This window comes from Ammoniphilus sp. YIM 78166 (genome assembly GCF_004522215.1).
Lineage (GTDB): Bacteria > Bacillota > Bacilli > Aneurinibacillales > RAOX-1 > YIM-78166.
The window spans coordinates 1-15,245 of the sequence record NZ_SDLR01000023.1 but is presented as its reverse complement, the minus strand read 5'-3'; the positions used below and the strand labels follow the sequence as shown (position 1 = coordinate 15,245).

At 48.7% G+C, this 15,245-nt stretch carries 15 protein-coding genes; 2 read left to right on the top strand and 13 right to left on the bottom strand.

Annotated elements, in window-relative coordinates; all coding sequences use genetic code 11:
- The first annotated feature begins 159 nt into the window (after positions 1 to 159).
- Positions 160 to 2,157, top strand: coding sequence for a transketolase (gene tkt, locus EIZ58_RS32355; RefSeq protein ID WP_134705171.1), 1,998 nt, complete (start codon positions 160 to 162; stop codon positions 2,155 to 2,157).
- 34 nt (positions 2,158 to 2,191) lie between these two features.
- Here tkt and EIZ58_RS32350 read toward each other — a convergent pair whose 3' ends face one another.
- The gene (locus tag EIZ58_RS32350) at positions 2,192 to 2,707 is read right to left on the bottom strand and encodes a CBO0543 family protein (RefSeq protein ID WP_134705170.1); all 516 of its coding nucleotides are present in this window, start codon (positions 2,705 to 2,707) and stop codon (positions 2,192 to 2,194) included.
- 190 nt (positions 2,708 to 2,897) lie between these two features.
- Between EIZ58_RS32350 and EIZ58_RS32345 the strand changes: the two genes are divergently transcribed.
- Positions 2,898 to 3,425, top strand: coding sequence for a hypothetical protein (locus EIZ58_RS32345; RefSeq protein WP_134705169.1), 528 nt, complete (start codon positions 2,898 to 2,900; stop codon positions 3,423 to 3,425).
- 128 nt (positions 3,426 to 3,553) lie between these two features.
- On the opposite strand, the gene EIZ58_RS32340 is transcribed toward EIZ58_RS32345, so the two are convergent.
- The 12 genes from EIZ58_RS32340 to paaX form a co-directional block, all read right to left on the bottom strand.
- On the bottom strand, positions 3,554 to 4,999 hold the full coding sequence (locus EIZ58_RS32340) for an NAD-dependent succinate-semialdehyde dehydrogenase (RefSeq protein ID WP_134705168.1): 1,446 nt from the start codon (positions 4,997 to 4,999) through the stop codon (positions 3,554 to 3,556).
- Between the two features lie 234 nt (positions 5,000 to 5,233).
- Entirely contained in the window at positions 5,234 to 5,722 is a 489-nt protein-coding gene (gene paaD, locus EIZ58_RS32335) for a 1,2-phenylacetyl-CoA epoxidase subunit PaaD (protein WP_134705167.1), read from the bottom strand.
- 31 nt (positions 5,723 to 5,753) lie between these two features.
- On the bottom strand, positions 5,754 to 6,581 hold the full coding sequence (paaC, locus tag EIZ58_RS32330) for a 1,2-phenylacetyl-CoA epoxidase subunit PaaC (RefSeq protein WP_134705166.1): 828 nt from the start codon (positions 6,579 to 6,581) through the stop codon (positions 5,754 to 5,756).
- 19 nt (positions 6,582 to 6,600) lie between these two features.
- Positions 6,601 to 6,927 (bottom strand): 1,2-phenylacetyl-CoA epoxidase subunit B, encoded by a 327-nt coding sequence (locus EIZ58_RS32325; protein ID WP_134705165.1) that lies wholly within the window; start codon positions 6,925 to 6,927, stop codon positions 6,601 to 6,603.
- A 15-nt stretch (positions 6,928 to 6,942) separates the two neighbouring features.
- On the bottom strand, positions 6,943 to 7,920 hold the full coding sequence (paaA, locus tag EIZ58_RS32320) for a 1,2-phenylacetyl-CoA epoxidase subunit PaaA (protein WP_134705172.1): 978 nt from the start codon (positions 7,918 to 7,920) through the stop codon (positions 6,943 to 6,945).
- Positions 7,921 to 8,072: 152 nt separating this feature from the next.
- A complete protein-coding gene (locus EIZ58_RS35080; RefSeq protein ID WP_134705164.1) occupies positions 8,073 to 8,888 on the bottom strand; it encodes a methyl-accepting chemotaxis protein in 816 nt (271 codons plus the stop codon).
- A 66-nt stretch (positions 8,889 to 8,954) separates the two neighbouring features.
- Positions 8,955 to 10,160 carry an ABC transporter substrate-binding protein gene (locus EIZ58_RS32310; RefSeq protein ID WP_134705163.1) on the bottom strand — a complete coding sequence of 402 codons (1,206 nt, stop codon included), beginning with the start codon at positions 10,158 to 10,160 and terminating at the stop codon, positions 8,955 to 8,957.
- Positions 10,161 to 10,211: 51 nt separating this feature from the next.
- Positions 10,212 to 10,952 (bottom strand): ABC transporter ATP-binding protein, encoded by a 741-nt coding sequence (locus EIZ58_RS32305; RefSeq protein ID WP_134705162.1) that lies wholly within the window; start codon positions 10,950 to 10,952, stop codon positions 10,212 to 10,214.
- Positions 10,953 to 11,732 carry an ABC transporter ATP-binding protein gene (locus tag EIZ58_RS32300; protein WP_134705161.1) on the bottom strand — a complete coding sequence of 260 codons (780 nt, stop codon included), beginning with the start codon at positions 11,730 to 11,732 and terminating at the stop codon, positions 10,953 to 10,955.
- On the bottom strand, positions 11,729 to 12,739 hold the full coding sequence (locus EIZ58_RS32295; protein WP_134705160.1) for a branched-chain amino acid ABC transporter permease: 1,011 nt from the start codon (positions 12,737 to 12,739) through the stop codon (positions 11,729 to 11,731). Before EIZ58_RS32295 ends, EIZ58_RS32300 begins: the two co-directional genes overlap by 4 nt.
- Entirely contained in the window at positions 12,739 to 13,617 is an 879-nt protein-coding gene (locus tag EIZ58_RS32290; RefSeq protein WP_134705159.1) for a branched-chain amino acid ABC transporter permease, read from the bottom strand. Before EIZ58_RS32290 ends, EIZ58_RS32295 begins: the two co-directional genes overlap by 1 nt.
- A 117-nt stretch (positions 13,618 to 13,734) precedes the next feature.
- On the bottom strand, positions 13,735 to 14,559 hold the full coding sequence (gene paaX / locus EIZ58_RS32285; protein ID WP_134705158.1) for a phenylacetic acid degradation operon negative regulatory protein PaaX: 825 nt from the start codon (positions 14,557 to 14,559) through the stop codon (positions 13,735 to 13,737).
- Positions 14,560 to 15,245 lie beyond the last annotated feature (686 nt).

The following is a 15,245-nucleotide window of genomic DNA, read 5'->3' as shown; positions in this document are numbered from 1 at the left end:
CCTGTCCGGCGAAATCCGACCCGGGTCCGGCATATCGCCTACGGCGGGCTCCCCCCCCCACACACACACCACCCCCCCAAAATCCAAAATCACTGATAATTCCAAGTTAATTATGGTAATATAGGAATATCGTGTTTTGAGAATAAGGAGGAACTCTTAATGTCTATTGATCAGCTAGCAATTAATGCGATCCGCACCCTCTCCATTGACATGGTGGAGCAGGCGAATTCCGGTCACCCGGGGATGCCGATGGGGGCTGCTCCTATGGCTTACGAGCTATGGGCTAAGCAAATGAATCACAATCCAGCGAATCCGGAATGGTCCAACCGCGACCGCTTTGTCCTATCTGCTGGACACGGATCCGCCCTACTATACAGCTTGCTTCACCTCACCGGATACGACCTTCCCATCGAAGAGCTCAAGAACTTCCGCCAATGGGGCAGCAAAACACCTGGTCATCCTGAGTATGGACACACTCCAGGCGTAGAAGCTACGACCGGTCCACTTGGACAAGGGGTAGCCATGGCGGTCGGTATGGCCATGGCCGAAGAGCACCTAGCGGCTACATATAATAAAGAAGGCTTCAAGATCGTCGATCACTTCACCTACACCATTTGCGGAGACGGAGATCTCATGGAGGGGGTTTCTGCGGAAGCTGCATCTATGGCTGGACATATGGGATTGGGCAAATTAGTCGTGCTTTACGATTCCAACGACATCTCCCTCGATGGAGAGCTCAGCTTTGCTTTCACCGAAAGCGTGAAGAAGCGCTTTGAGTCCTACGGTTGGCAGTACCTGCGCGTGGAAGATGGAAACGACATTCAAGCCATCGGAAAAGCCATCCAGGAAGCCAAGCAAGACCTGCAACGCCCGGCCCTCATCGAGGTACGCACCGTGATCGGTTACGGAAGCCCGAACAAAGCGGGTAAATCCGCGGCTCACGGCTCTCCGCTTGGAAAAGACGAGATCACGCTCACCAGACAAGCCTACGGCTGGGAGCATGAGCCGTTTGAAGTACCAACAGATGTACAATCCCACTTCGCGCAGCTCAAAGCCGAAGCTCAGCAAAAAGAAAACCAATGGAACGAGCTGTTCAACAGCTACAAGCAAGCTCATCCTGAGCTCGCGCGCCAATACGAGCTTGCGATTAAGCATGAGCTTCCTGAAGGATGGGATGCCGACCTTCCGGTTTACCAACCGGATGCGCCAAAAATGGCGACTCGCGAGTCTTCCGGTGCAGCACTTAATGCGATTGCCAAGAACCTGCCTACCCTTTTCGGAGGATCTGCAGACTTAGCTTCTTCCAACAATACAACGCTCAAAGGTCTACCTGTGTTCGATCGCGAAAACTACGCCGGCCGCAACGTATGGTTTGGGGTTCGTGAATTTGCGATGGCAGCCGCCCTAAACGGACTGTCCCTTCATGGCGGCGTGCGCCCGTATGGCGGAACGTTCTTCGTGTTCTCCGACTACCTGCGTCCAGCGGTAAGACTATCGGCTCTTATGAAGCAGCCGGTCATCTACGTGCTCACACATGATAGTATTGCCGTTGGAGAAGACGGTCCGACGCACGAGCCGGTTGAGCAGTTACCGTCCCTGCGCGTCATGCCAAACCTACTTGTAATGCGTCCTGCAGATGCGAACGAAACCACCCAAGCCTATCGCTATGCGATCGAGCAAAAAGAAGCTCCTGTGGCCATGGTTCTTACTCGTCAGAAGCTTCCAACCCTACCAGGCACCGCTGAAAAAGCACGCGAAGGCGTAGCCAAAGGGGCTTACGTGGTCGCGGATCCAGCCGATGGATCCAAGCCGCAAGTGCAGCTGCTCGCTACAGGTTCCGAGGTAAGCCTCGCCGTAGAAGCGCAAAAAGCACTAGCCGCGAAAGGAATCGCTGCTCGCGTCGTCAGCATGCCTTGCTGGGAATTGTTCGAGCAACAGCCGAAGGAATACAAGGATTCCGTTATCCTTCCTGATGTTAAAGCGCGCGTGGGGATCGAAATGGCCACTCCGCTGGGCTGGGAAAAATACGTGGGCGATCAAGGCTCAATCATCGGTATCAACGAGTTCGGTGCTTCCGCTCCTGGCGATCGCATTTTGAAGGAATATGGATTTACCGTCGAAAACGTGGTTGCACACGCAGAGAAAGTACTAGGATAAAACGATAAGGGCTACTCCCTCCAAGGAGTAGCCCTTATCTCATTTTCGCCAAGCCTACTTTAAACTTCACCAACATCACCCCCAGCACGCCAAACGACATCGCCCAGGCCCACAGCGGATAAAAAAAGTGGACCAGCAGGATCACGAAGATGCCAATATCAAAAAAAGCAGAATAAAGGAGTTTCCACCCCTGGTGATACGAGATGGATCCGAACCGAACGGCTACATACTCCATCAGAACAAACAAGCCTATAAACAAAAGCATATACCCTACCTTAAACACAAGAGCATGCCCAAAAGGAAAATGCGACAAATAAAGCAAAGTCGGGAAAGGCATCCCGACCAAGGACGACTGAAGAATGTTTAAAGTCCGATTTGGAAGGCCATTCGGCTCCATCGCCCACAACGGGTACTCAGAAAAGACCACTTCATAGATCAAGTTCGCTACCATGGAAAAAAGCATCGTTGGATAATACAGCATCCAGTTCTCCCAATCGGCTAGCCACCAAGAGGCAATAATCCAAAAAATCGAGAATACGACAGATACCATCTTCGCTCCTCCGTATTTGATGGAATTATTATACCCAGTTATTGGAAGTTAAACCTCGAAAAAGAGGCTCGCCCTCACATGTGGGATGTCCATAAGCGTGAATATGTGAATTCGAGTGCGATTTATGTACCCTTTACATAAATTTTCCGCAGCTACATAATCTAACATTAAATTTGCGGAGGTGTGGCAAATGGCTAAACTTATCTTATGGCTTATGCTTATTGTTTCATGGCTATCCTTGTTTTTCATAAATAAACATTCATTGAAACGGTTTATGCCTGTGGCAATATTGGCTTCTCTTTTAATTACTATGATTTTAGAAATCGGCTATGTGTACAATTGGTGGACTATTGTAGAGAGAATTTTACCGTGGGAACATTTCATTACATATCCATTAACCTATGGTGCATTTTTAGCGGGGACGATATGGATTTTTCATTTTACTTTTGATAAATCCTTTTGGGTATATATTTTGACCAATGCAGTCATTGACGCCTTATATGCGTTTGGAATCCTTAATGTGTTAATATTCTTTGGAGTATATAGGTTAGACCGTATGAATAACTTCGGTATATTCATGCTAATATTCCCTCTTGCCTTTGTCATATATGCTTATCAAAAATGGCAAGAAGGCGTACTTATTAAGCCGAACGAGAAAAACAGAGAATTAGAAATCGATTTCAAGAAGCTGCTTCATAAGAAAGAAAAAGTGAGATAACGTTAAAGAAGGACTTCTATCAACTGTTATGTTTGTAGAAGTCCTTCTTATGATTATAGTGGTGAAAACACCCTGAATCCCCTTGCTTGCACCTCTAAACGGAACCCGTTACCCCTAAGCCGTCCTCTTTATAATCCAAACGAAACAAACTTCGTTTCCAAGAATCCTTCTAACGCATAATGTCCGCCTTCACGGCCAATTCCGCTTTCCTTGAATCCGCCAAATGGAGCTTGAGTTTGTGTTGGAGAACCATCGTTGATCCCCACGATTCCATACTCTAGCGCTTCAGCGATGCGGAAGCAACGGCTGTTGTTTTGCGTGTACGCATAAGCGGCTAGACCGAAGGTCGTATCATTGGCCATTTCAATCACCGAAGCTTCATCCTTGAACGGGATGATCGGAACCACCGGTCCGAAGGTTTCTTCATAGCAAACTTTCATATCCGGTGTTACGTTGGTAATGACCGTCGGCTCGAGGAAAAATCCTTTGCTGTACTCGCCTTCGCTCAAACGGTTTCCACCGAACGCAATGTTGGCGCCTTTTTCTCTGGCATCTTCAATGTGCGCCATGACGCTCTTCAAAGCACCCTCGTCAACCAACGGACCGATTTCTACACCCTTCACGCGTCCGTCGCCCACTTTGGTATTCTTCAAGCGCTCCACCAGCTTCGCCGTAAACGCCTCAACGACGGATTCTTGAACATACAAGCGGTTCGTACAAATGCACATTTGACCGGTGTTGCGGTATTTGCTTTCAAACAAGCCCTGAACCGCTGCATCCAGGTTGGCATCATCGAATACGATGAATGGGGCGTGTCCGCCCAACTCCATGCTGATGCGCTTCACTTGCTTCGCGGCATCGGCCATCAGCTGCTTTCCAACCTCCGTGGATCCGGTAAAGGTGATCTTGGCTACCTTAGGGTTGTCGGTAAATTCCTTCCCGATTTTGCTCGCGCGACCAAGGACAAGGTTGACCACTCCCTTAGGGAACCCAGCTTCTTCAATCAATTCAAAGAAACGGATGGCACAAAGCGGCGTCTTCATCGCCGGCTTCACCACCACCGTACAACCGGCAGCAAGAGCGGGAGCGATTTTGCGCGCTAGCATATTCAATGGGAAGTTCCACGGCGTAATCGCGGCAACCACCCCTACGGGCTGCTTGATCACCATCAAGCGCTTGTTAGCCACTGAGGAAGGAATCGTCTCCCCATAAATGCGTTTGGCTTCTTCGGCATACCACATAAAGTTATCCGCTGCACCCAAGGCTTCGAACTTCGCTTCGCCCAGCGGCTTGCCCATTTCAGCAGACATGATAGCAGCGAGCTCATCGCGGTTTTTACGAATCAGTTCAAATAGGTTGCTCAAGTACTTGGAACGTTCACGCGCGGTAAGCTGGGACCAGCCTTTAAAAGCGGCATGGGCTGCATCGATGGCTTTTTTCGTATCGCGGTCATCCCCGAACGTGACCACACCCACAGGCTCGCTCGTAGCGGGGTTGATCACGTCTAGCGTTTCTCCACTTTCAGCAAGCACCCATTCTCCGTTAATGTACATTTTTTTTGTAAGATCAGACATGATAGCCTCCCATGGTTAGTAGATTAAATGGATATAAGGTGGAAAAACTCCACCTATTCAAAATTTAGGCTTCAACAAAAGCATGGATAGATGGAAAAAGTCCACTTAATGAATCTGAAAAGCCTTATATGAAGGGTCATAAACCTATTTAGATGGAGATAATCCACTTACACTCGTCTATTCTCCATCCTTTAAGCCAAATAGATGGACTTTTTCCACCTACGCGCCCCGTTTTTAAACCGGCTTAATCGCCTCAAACGGATTCTTACAGGAATTGCAGTAAAAGATGCTTCGGCAAGCGGTCGGACCGAAAATATTGTTCATGACCGTTTTGGGAGAATTGCAGTACGGGCATTCAATCTCCCAAATTCCTTCTTGCTTGGGAGCGAGAGGAGGCGGGGCGATCCCGAACTCCTTGAGCTTTTCCCTGCCCTCGGCGGTAATGCGGTCCGAGGTCCAGATGGGAGTGCGGAGGAAGCTCACCTTCACCTCATCGACTCCTTGAACCTGGGAAACCGCCTCGATCACATCTTCCTCCATCATATTTAAGGCGGGACAGCCGATATAAGTCGGGATCAGTTGGACCTCTACTTGGTTCCCTTCGACGATGACTTTCTCTACCATTCCCATCTCGATTAAATTAACAGACGTAATTTCCGGATCGGTGACGAGCTGCAGCTTTTCCCATACTTGCTGTTCGCGAGACAATAAGGCTTCTTGCACGATGATCTCCTCCTCTACTCTTCTTCCCCTCTTACCACTTGGCTTGCGGGTCTAGTTTATACACTTCATTCAATTCATTTAAGGCTGCAAAGAACTCAGGCGTATGCTTGCCTTCTCTTCCGGAAACCTCCAAAGGAACAAACACTCCTGGCCACTCTAATCCGGCACCTTCGATCTTCGCTTGGAAGCGATTGATGAAGCTTTGCTTCAAAACATCCGAGGCTTCGACCAGTCCGAATTGAACCATCGCCTCTCCCTTAGCTCCAAGGTCAAACAGCGACTCCAAGTCATCCCACGTTTTCTTAATGGCCGCGTTCAGACGCTTCTGGGCTTCTTCGGTGCTGTGGGCGAGCTGGTCGATCCACACTTCCCAGTGGTAGAGATGGTAGAACTGCTCTCGCTTAATCTTCTGAGCCGTTTGGGCGAGTGGGACATAAGAAGACTTCTCGAGTGAATCCAGACGGGCTTTCTTGAACACTTCATAGGCATAGTTGCGGATGATGGCGTAGCCCCAGTCGTAATCGGGATCTTCTTTGTAATGTCCTTTTCCATTTGGGCGTTCGGTCAAAAGGGCATTTCGGTATTCTTCAGGCTTTCTCAGGTAAGCGATATCGTCTGCTTTACCAAAGCCAAGCTCTTCAAGCATTTGATAGTACATCGCAGCATGACCCATGGTGTCTTGCGTAATCGAGGAGAACGCCACGTCCTCTTCGATGTGGGGAGCCAATCCGAGCCATTCAGACCCGCGATGGCTGATCACCAAATCGTCGTCGGCCAATTGATAGATCAGTTCAGAAAGGACCTCTAGATAGGCCTGATCTTGCTTTGCTTCTTCCGGTGTTTGATATGATTTCGTCATATGATTTCGCCTCCTTCTCCTATACGCTTTTGCCTATGTTTTTTTCTTTTAACTCACGCCATCTCGATGGGATGAACCCATAATGAGCGGGCTGGCGATAATCTTTATTGTCCAATCGATAAAGGGCTGCACGATCTTCTGGCGACATAAAGTGCATGTGCTCTCTTTTGACTACAAACAGGTTGGCCGGGACTTCCTCACGGCGCATAAAATTGTCTTGCGCCATGCTCAAGGCGATCTCCGCATTGGGGGCCAGCAAGCTGAACTGGCTCTCGAATTTAGAGGTCAAATCCTTTTGGCTGAATACTTCATACACATCATAGTCTTTTACTTGTTCGTTACTCATCGTTTACACCTCTCTTTAGCTGATTTGCTCAGATTGCTTTTTTAGTAAAGCTTCTCTTACCCAGGCATTGTTGGAGAATCCGATCTTTCTCAAGTTCAGGCGATTCTGAGAACGCGGCCCTTGGTTTTTCGCGATAACGTCTCGCAAGTACGTGTAGTCTGCGTGCGTGTAAACCCATTTCTTAGCCGCTTCGTCATAGTAAATGTTTTCATCCGGAACCTTCAGTCCGAGCGCTTGAATTTGTGGAACGTATTTATCTAGGAACTCTTGGCGGAGTTCTTCGTTGGTTTTGGTTCGGATCTTGTAGCGAATGTTCATCTCTTGGTTGCTCTTAAGTCCGCCTTCTTCAGGTGGACCGAAGAACATCAGAAGAGCTGGCCACCAACGGTTCAGTGCATCCTGCATCATCTCGCGTTGCATCGGCGTACCATCACCAAGGGCAATGACCATATCCTCGCCATGATAAGCGTGGAAGCGTTCCTCCAAAATAATTCTCTTCAAGGCCCTCGCGTAAGGAGCATACGAACTGTGCGCCAGCATTTTCTGCGTCACGATCGCGGCACCATCTACAAGCCACCCGATCAAAGCGGCATCTGCCCAGCTGACCGTCGCCATGTGGAACACGTTGTGGAACTTCAAGCGACCGACAAACATGTCGTTCATGATATCCTCTCTCGTTTTTCCAAGAGGCTTCAAAAGATCTTCCGCTACGCGAAGCAGCAGCTGTCCATGACCCATCTCATCTTGCACCTTGGCCATTAAAGATAACTTTCTCTTAAGGGTTGGCGTCTTCGGTACCCATTCCTTCTCTGGCAACGCTCCCATAATCTCACTAAGACCGTGCATGGCAATCAACTTAATCAGCTGAATGCGGTAATCTTCCGGCATCCAGTCGTCTGCTTCAATTTTTTCTCCGCGCTCTATTTTGGCAAGAAACTCCTTCAGTCTGAGTTCTTGTTCTTGGGCTGTTAATTGTTCTGTCCGATTCACCATCTGTACCACCCTAATCTCCCCTTTCAATCGATTGGTTAGTTGCGTTTACGATATATAACACTATTTGCTATGTATATATCGTAATACGTTTTTATAACGTAATAATAACATACCGTCATATAGTTCTGTCAATAGGTTACTCAATTTTCTTATTAGTCTATTTTTGCTAAACCTCTCAAATCTTCTGCCATGCGGTGAAGACGCTGAATGACAGAGAACAGCTCTTGGATTTGCGAGGATTGCTGGAGCGTGAATTGGTTGACTCTATCCATTTCCTTGGATACCGCCGTGACCAATTGGTTCATTTCCTGGAGGTGAGTAGCGATGGACTGCGTGGAGCTAGACGTACTGTCCGAAAGCTTGCGAATCTCATTGGCCACGACAGAGAAGCCTCTTCCATGCGTCCCTGCACGCGCGGCTTCAATCGCTGCGTTGATGCCGAGGATATTGGTTTGGCTAGAGACATGACGAATGAGTTCGCTCATTTTCGAGGTTTCTTCAATTTTCTCTTTGACCTGGGCCGTAGAGGAGCCCATATCCTGCGTCGTGGAGGCTAATTGGACGGACGCCGAAGAAATTTGCTCCGTATTGAACATCAGATTTTCCAACGTACCCGCTAATTCATCGGACATGGCTTGCAGACGCTCTTCCCGGTCCGTGGAAATGCCCGTGGCCAGGCAGCCGACCACCTCACCTTTATCCACGATCGGATAGCCCACCGCGATGTAAGGAATGCCATACAGCTCGCGAGGAATCCACTTTTTCACGCGTTTCTTTTCCACGATCGCCGTATGGTTGATGCTTCCTGGACGCAAGGGGTCGCCAGGCTTAATTTTCAAGTCCAGGTTTCCTCCTGGATAATAGGCCAAAAATTTCTCCGTATCCGTCACGCCAATCATGCAATCATAGACGAGTCCCTTGTTTAAAATGGGAGCAATCGCTAGCAAGGCTTTTAAAATGTCTGACATGTTCTTGTGCTCCTTTTTTCCTTAAAAATAGAAGAAGAGGGCTTTGGCCTCCCTCTCCTTCATCCTTTATTTTATAAGCTGGTATTTGCCATCTTTCACTTCAACCATAATCATGCTGTCTTCATGCAATCCATTGTGGTCGTCAGCCGTAAACTTGAATTCACCCGTAACCCCAATGTAATTTACTTGTTGCAGAGCTTCAGGAAGCTTCGCTACGTCACCTTCAGCCAATTTCAAGCCTTCAACCAAAATGTTCAAACCATCATAGCCATACCCAGCAAAACCGTCAGCTGGACTATTGTAAGCCGCTTGATAGCCTTCTACGAACTTCTTGATAATGGCGGCTTGAGAATCGGCTGCATCGACTTGGTCAGGAACCAACAACTTACCCGCTACCATCAACACACCATTAGCCGAATCTCCAGCTAACTCCAAGAACTTCGCGTTAGCGCTTCCATGGGAACTAATCATCGGAATCGTAATCCCCAACTGCTTTGCTTCCTTTACAATCGTAGAAGGTCCAGGGTTCGTCCCTGCGATAAAGATCGCTTGCGCATCCGTGCCTTTAATCTTAGTCAACTGAGAGCTCATGGACGGATCCTTCGTGCCATACTTTTCTTCCGCTACGATGGTAATCCCATAATCAGGGGCAAACTTCTTCAATTGAACGGCATAGCCGCTTCCATACGGGTTGCTGTCATAAAGAATAGCCACTTTCGTCAGGCCTTGCTCTTGCATGTATTTAAACACACGCTTCGTTCCGTGAATATCCGTATGAGGGGTTTTAAAGATGCCGGCACGAACCGGATTGGTAATCTGATCCGCTGCCGCCATGGAAATCATAGTCACCTTTTGCGCAGAGGCATACTCCGCCATCCCTAAAGATGGACCGCTCCCGGATGAACCAAGAACCGCTGCCACTTTGTCAGAGGAAACGAGTTTCTTGATCGCCTTCACCGCTTCGGTGTTATCGGATTTGTCATCTTCGAAAATGACCTGAAGTGGATGGCCATTCACGCCGCCAGCGTCATTAATTTCTTTAGCCAAAAGTTCAACGGCTTGCTTTTCCGGTACCCCTAGCGGACTGTTCGCTCCCGTTAAAGAAAAGATCGCTCCCACCTTAATCGGATCCTTCGACTCGCTCGCTGCCGGTGCCGGCGCAGAACCGCTGGATGAAGCAGGAGCAGCCTGGTTACCGCCGCCGCAAGCCGTTAACACCAATAAGGAAGCCGTCATAACAGGTAAAAGTGTTTTTCTAATAAGCTTCTTCATCTTAAAAATCCCCCTTTAATCTTGTCCATCTATGTTATCTTTCCATAACACCTAAGCATGGGCCTTTCCTAAATACGCAGACTGAACGCGCGGATCCTTCATGACCTCTTGGGCGCTGCCTTCCATGGCCACCTTTCCGGTGTTCAACACATAGGCTCGGTCCGAAATCGCCAAGGCCGCTCTCGCATTCTGCTCGACCAAAAGCACCGTGGTTCCCCATTGGTTGCGTATCTCTTGCACAATTTGCAGAATTTCCTTTCCTATTAAAGGAGCTAAACCTAGAGAGGGCTCGTCAAGCAAGAGAAGCTTCGGACGGGAAAGAAGGGCGCGCCCGATCGCCAGCATCTGCTGCTGGCCCCCGGATAACGTTCCTCCCATCTGCCATTTCCGCTCCGATAGAATGGGGAAGCGCTGGTAGATCGTATCCATCTCCACTAGAATTTCTTTCTTGCTGACCTTAGGCATCCGGTGGGAGGCTCCAAGCCAAAGATTATCTTCGACGCTCAACGTCGAGAAGATCTGCCTCCGCTCCGGCACATGGGCCATCCCTAAGGAAACGACTTTCTCTGCTGGAACGGTACTAATGTCTTGCCCGTAGAATTCTACGCTTCCCGCCTTGGCCCCGTGCAATCCGCAGATGCAATTGAGCAACGTGGTTTTGCCTGCGCCGTTGGACCCCAACAACGACACGATCTCCCCTTCTTTTACGTTCATGTCGATGCCATGAAGGACTTGTACGGGACCATAGCGGGCGGTCATATTTTGAACTTGAAGCACGGTTTTACCAGACATCTATATCCCTCCTTCGTCTTCCTCGCCTAAGTAAGCGGCAATGACCTTTGGATTAGCTTGAATTTCATCCGGCAGTCCTTGGGCGATTTTCTGCCCTTGGTCCAGAACCACGATCCGGTCCGCTACGTTCATGACCATATCCATATCGTGTTCCACCAACAGAATGGCCGTTCCCTGTTTGCGAATCTCCCTGAACATGTTCGTCATGTCCGCTGTTTCAGAATGGTTCAAGCCTGCCGCAGGCTCATCCAACAGGAGAAGCTTCGGCTTCGTGGCTAAGGCTCGGGCAATCTCCATGAGACGAAGCTTTCCATAGGACAAGCTCCCGGCCTGCAAATGACCTAAGGTCGCAATCCCCACCATTTGAAGCAACTCATAGGCTCGATCATACATGTCCTGTTCTTCCCGACGGGAGAAGCCAAGCTTTAAGCCGCAAGCGAGAAGACCGGACTTGGTGTTGGAATGAAAGCCCACCATGACATTTTCTAAAACTGTCATATCATCAAAGGTTTGCAGATTCTGAAAGGTTCGGGCAATCCCCAGCGTAGGGTACTCGAAGCCTTTTACTCGGGATAACCGATGCGACTCAAAAAAGATTTCTCCTTGCGTGGGCGTCAAGACGCCGGATACCATGTTGAGGACCGTACTTTTCCCAGCCCCGTTCGGTCCAATTAAAGCCACAATCTCACCCGGGCTTACATCAAATGAAACATCGTTGACGGCGCGAACCCCACCAAAATCCATGGTAATGCCCTGCACGTGTAGAAGTGTTTGCGTCATGCCACGGTCTCCCTTTCCTTTTGCTTTTGTTTGCCAAATTCCGCTTTTTTCACTTGACGCTTCAAGTAGGCGTCGCGCAAGCGTGGGACCAAGCCCTCAGGCATAAACATCATGATCAGGACTAAGATCGCTCCAAACACGATCGTATCGATATCTCCCTTTAACCCCGGGATCACGTGACTTGCCGCCACGAGGCCTTCACTAATCAGCTCGATAATGACCGTTCCGATCAAAGCACCCCAGATGCTGGTCATTCCGCCGACCACGACCATCGTGATAAACACAATCGATTCATGCATGCCAAATGGCTGTGGATCCAAGATGCCCATGTAGTGGGCGTAGAGTCCACCCGAAATCCCCGCAAACATCCCACTCACGACAAACGCACTCAGCTTAAACTGACGAACATCAATCCCCATGGAAGTCGCTGCGATCTCACTCTTATGAATGGCCCGATACGCGCGTCCTACGCGGGAATTTAAGATATTGAGGGAAAAGAGCAGCACTAAGGTCACAAATCCCCAAACCAAGTAGTACATGCCGATCTCCGTTTCACCGAAGAAGCCGATGGAAGGAATCCCGATGATTCCGTTCGCTCCCCCTGTCACCGGTTCCCACTCGGTAATTCCGATTTGAACCATATAGCCAAAAGCCAAGGTCGCCATCGCTAGATAATACCCTTGCAAGCCCGCAATGGCCCGAGCCAAGATATAAGCGAAGAATCCGGGTACAAGTGCTGCTGCCACTAAACCTAATGCTGGCGGGATCCCAAACTTCGTCGTTAATACGGCAGAAGTATAAGCGCCAATCCCCCAAAACGCAGCTTGACCAATTGAGATCTGTCCGGTAAGTCCCATGACGAGACAGAGTCCGATGACGACGATAGCATGAAGCCCGATGACGACCGCAACCGATTGGTAGTAATCATCACTTACCAGGAGAGGAAAGAGAATGACGATCAAAAGATAAACAAGATATGTTTTTTTGAATTTTCCGTCTTTAAACATTATAGTCCTCCTTTTCCAACACTGCGTTCTCCAAACAGTCCGGTTGGCTTAATCAGAAGTACCGCGATGAGGATCAAGAAAGCAAACGCATCTTTAAGACCTGAACTGACATACCCTGCACCCATCGATTCCAAGAGTCCTAACAGAAATCCAGCCGCTGTCGCTCCTAACGGATTCCCTAAACCACCAAGAATCGCTGCGGCAAAGCCTTTCACTCCAAGCAAGACGCCGACGTCATAAGAAGTTACACTCAGTGGGGCAATCACAATCCCAGCAATCGCTCCTGTAGCCGCACTAATCGCAAAGGACAGCATCGTCATCTTTCCTGGACTAATCCCCATCAATCGAGCCGCGAGAGGATTGACCGAACAGGCATTAATCTTCTTTCCTAACATCGTTTTATCCATCAAGTACCACAGCCCAAGTAGAATGGCTAGGACCGCTAAAATTACCCAGATACTTTGTTGAGCGACACTCACCCCGGCAAAGGTGACCGGTTCATTACTGGTCAGCGGGGCTAGAGCAAACGGATCTTTCCCCCAAAACAAGCTGGCCACACCGCGAATCAAAATGGAGATCCCGATCGTCAAGATAATTAAGCTGACCGGATTGGCATTTTTCGCATTGGCGATAATCCCTTTTTGAATGGCGACCCCGACCCCTGTAACGAGCAGCACAGCCAGGATAAAAGCCGCCGCATAAGGAATGTTCATACTAATGAACGTAACCGTGACCATTCCCCCTAGCATCAAGAACTCCCCTTGAGCCATATTGATCACCTTACTCACGTTATAAATCGTGATGAAGCCGACCGCTACAATCGCGTAAATCCCCCCAGAGACTAACCCATTCGCCACGTACTGCATGAATTCAACCACTTTCATTCCCCCTTTGTTCTCCACTCAGAATGAATGCGGTTACATTCATTCCAATTTTTATTGTAAATCAAGGCTCTAAAATCTCTCTTTTTTTAGAGCCTTGATGAAAAGGCCTCTCTACACCGGAACCGGTTCATATACATCTTCAAAGAATCGAACAGCCCCTGGGTTCAACAAGTTATAGTAGTTTTTAAATAACTCGTCTGCCTCCTGCCCCAACCACACGGAAGGAAGCAATTCATTCGGAAGATCAGGATCAATAAACAAAAATTTCCGATAATGATGGACTAGCTTCGTTTTTTCTACAAAACAGTGGCTGTCCGCAATTTCTTTCCCTTGTTTGACTTGCTGTACATGCGCCTCATACTCTGGCTGATATTGACCAATGAATTCCTTATACGCTTGATTTATCTCTTCGAGGTTCCAGCATTTTTGAACCAGTTCCTGCGCCTTACTCCACCCCAGATGCTCCGCCGAGAAGATCTCCACATACTCATTGATTTCATAAGCCTGTGTAATATCTCGTACCCGATCCGCCAGATCATTCGGCGAGATCCACGTGCTGTTCGTCAGCATCCCAAACCCCAAGAACGCCAACTCCTTGCGCAATTCATCCCGCAGCTTGCGGTGATCCTCCGGAATCGTATAGCTTGTGATACACCACTTGCCATCCCATCCCTGATTATCTATTTTATAAATCCGCGCTGCCGCTTCATCTAGTCTTTTCTTCCCCCGAACCGACATCGAATAAAAGCTTCGATTGCCGATCTTTCTTGATTCCAACCACCCCTGGCGAAGCATACGAGAGATCGCTGCGCGAACCGCTTGCTCCGTCATACCAAATTCCCCCATGAGCTTCGTTAAGCTCCCGACCCAGATCTCACTCCCGTAATGTCGCACATATTCCCCATAAATCGTAAAAAGCAAAGATTGGGGCTTCATCCAACCAACTCCTTTAAAAATTGATCCTCCAAGCTTTTTCTACCGCATAGGAAAGGAAAGGTTCACTACACAATAAAACTACTAACCTTTTCCTATCGGCAAATCAACTGCTATTGCTTCTGCACTGCGTAGAATCACTTCTAGCTCAGAAGCAACTGTTGTCCCCGAAGGGGAAAAGCTTCCTCTTAACGCGGTCTTGCTACCTTGTAATTGCTTCGATGAAGCTTTATTTATTATGCACTAGTTATTTTCATTAAGAAAGTTTCTAATACGCTTACAATCTGTGACGATTAATTTATATAACGTTTATTTAACGTTATTATATTAGATACGTCATATTCCGTCAATTTGTTTTTTTAAAAATGTTCCATTACGGACATAAATTACCCGATAGAGTTTTTAGCCCGGCACTGTCCGAAGAGATCCAGCCGCTTTGGTGCCCGGATCCGGGCCTTAGCAGGCTTGGCGGGAATCAAGCGGCGGCTTTGATTCCCTGATCCGGGCTTCAGCTGGATTTGAGGGCATCAAACGACAGCTTTGATGCCCTGATCCGGGCTTCAGCTGGATCTGAGGGCATCAAACGGCAGCTTTGATTCCTTGATCCGAGCCTCGGCTGGGTTTGAGGGCATCAAACGATAGCTTTGATGCCCTGATCCGGGCTTCAGCTGGATTTGAGGGCATCAAAC

What these genes read in the sequence shown, in the direction of transcription:
- tkt (WP_134705171.1), top strand. Translation starts at nt 160, where the DNA reads ATGTCTATTGATCAGCTAGCAATTAATGCGATCCGCACCCTCTCCATT.
- EIZ58_RS32350 (WP_134705170.1), bottom strand. Translation starts at nt 2,707, where the DNA reads ATGGTATCTGTCGTATTCTCGATTTTTTGGATTATTGCCTCTTGGTGG.
- EIZ58_RS32345 (WP_134705169.1), top strand. Translation starts at nt 2,898, where the DNA reads ATGGCTAAACTTATCTTATGGCTTATGCTTATTGTTTCATGGCTATCC.
- EIZ58_RS32340 (WP_134705168.1), bottom strand. Translation starts at nt 4,999, where the DNA reads ATGTCTGATCTTACAAAAAAAATGTACATTAACGGAGAATGGGTGCTT.
- paaC (WP_134705166.1), bottom strand. Translation starts at nt 6,581, where the DNA reads ATGACGAAATCATATCAAACACCGGAAGAAGCAAAGCAAGATCAGGCC.
- EIZ58_RS32325 (WP_134705165.1), bottom strand. Translation starts at nt 6,927, where the DNA reads ATGAGTAACGAACAAGTAAAAGACTATGATGTGTATGAAGTATTCAGC.
- paaA (WP_134705172.1), bottom strand. Translation starts at nt 7,920, where the DNA reads ATGGTGAATCGGACAGAACAATTAACAGCCCAAGAACAAGAACTCAGA.
- EIZ58_RS35080 (WP_134705164.1), bottom strand. Translation starts at nt 8,888, where the DNA reads ATGTCAGACATTTTAAAAGCCTTGCTAGCGATTGCTCCCATTTTAAAC.
- EIZ58_RS32310 (WP_134705163.1), bottom strand. Translation starts at nt 10,160, where the DNA reads ATGAAGAAGCTTATTAGAAAAACACTTTTACCTGTTATGACGGCTTCC.
- EIZ58_RS32305 (WP_134705162.1), bottom strand. Translation starts at nt 10,952, where the DNA reads ATGTCTGGTAAAACCGTGCTTCAAGTTCAAAATATGACCGCCCGCTAT.
- EIZ58_RS32300 (WP_134705161.1), bottom strand. Translation starts at nt 11,732, where the DNA reads ATGACGCAAACACTTCTACACGTGCAGGGCATTACCATGGATTTTGGT.
- EIZ58_RS32295 (WP_134705160.1), bottom strand. Translation starts at nt 12,739, where the DNA reads ATGTTTAAAGACGGAAAATTCAAAAAAACATATCTTGTTTATCTTTTG.
- paaX (WP_134705158.1), bottom strand. Translation starts at nt 14,559, where the DNA reads ATGAAGCCCCAATCTTTGCTTTTTACGATTTATGGGGAATATGTGCGA.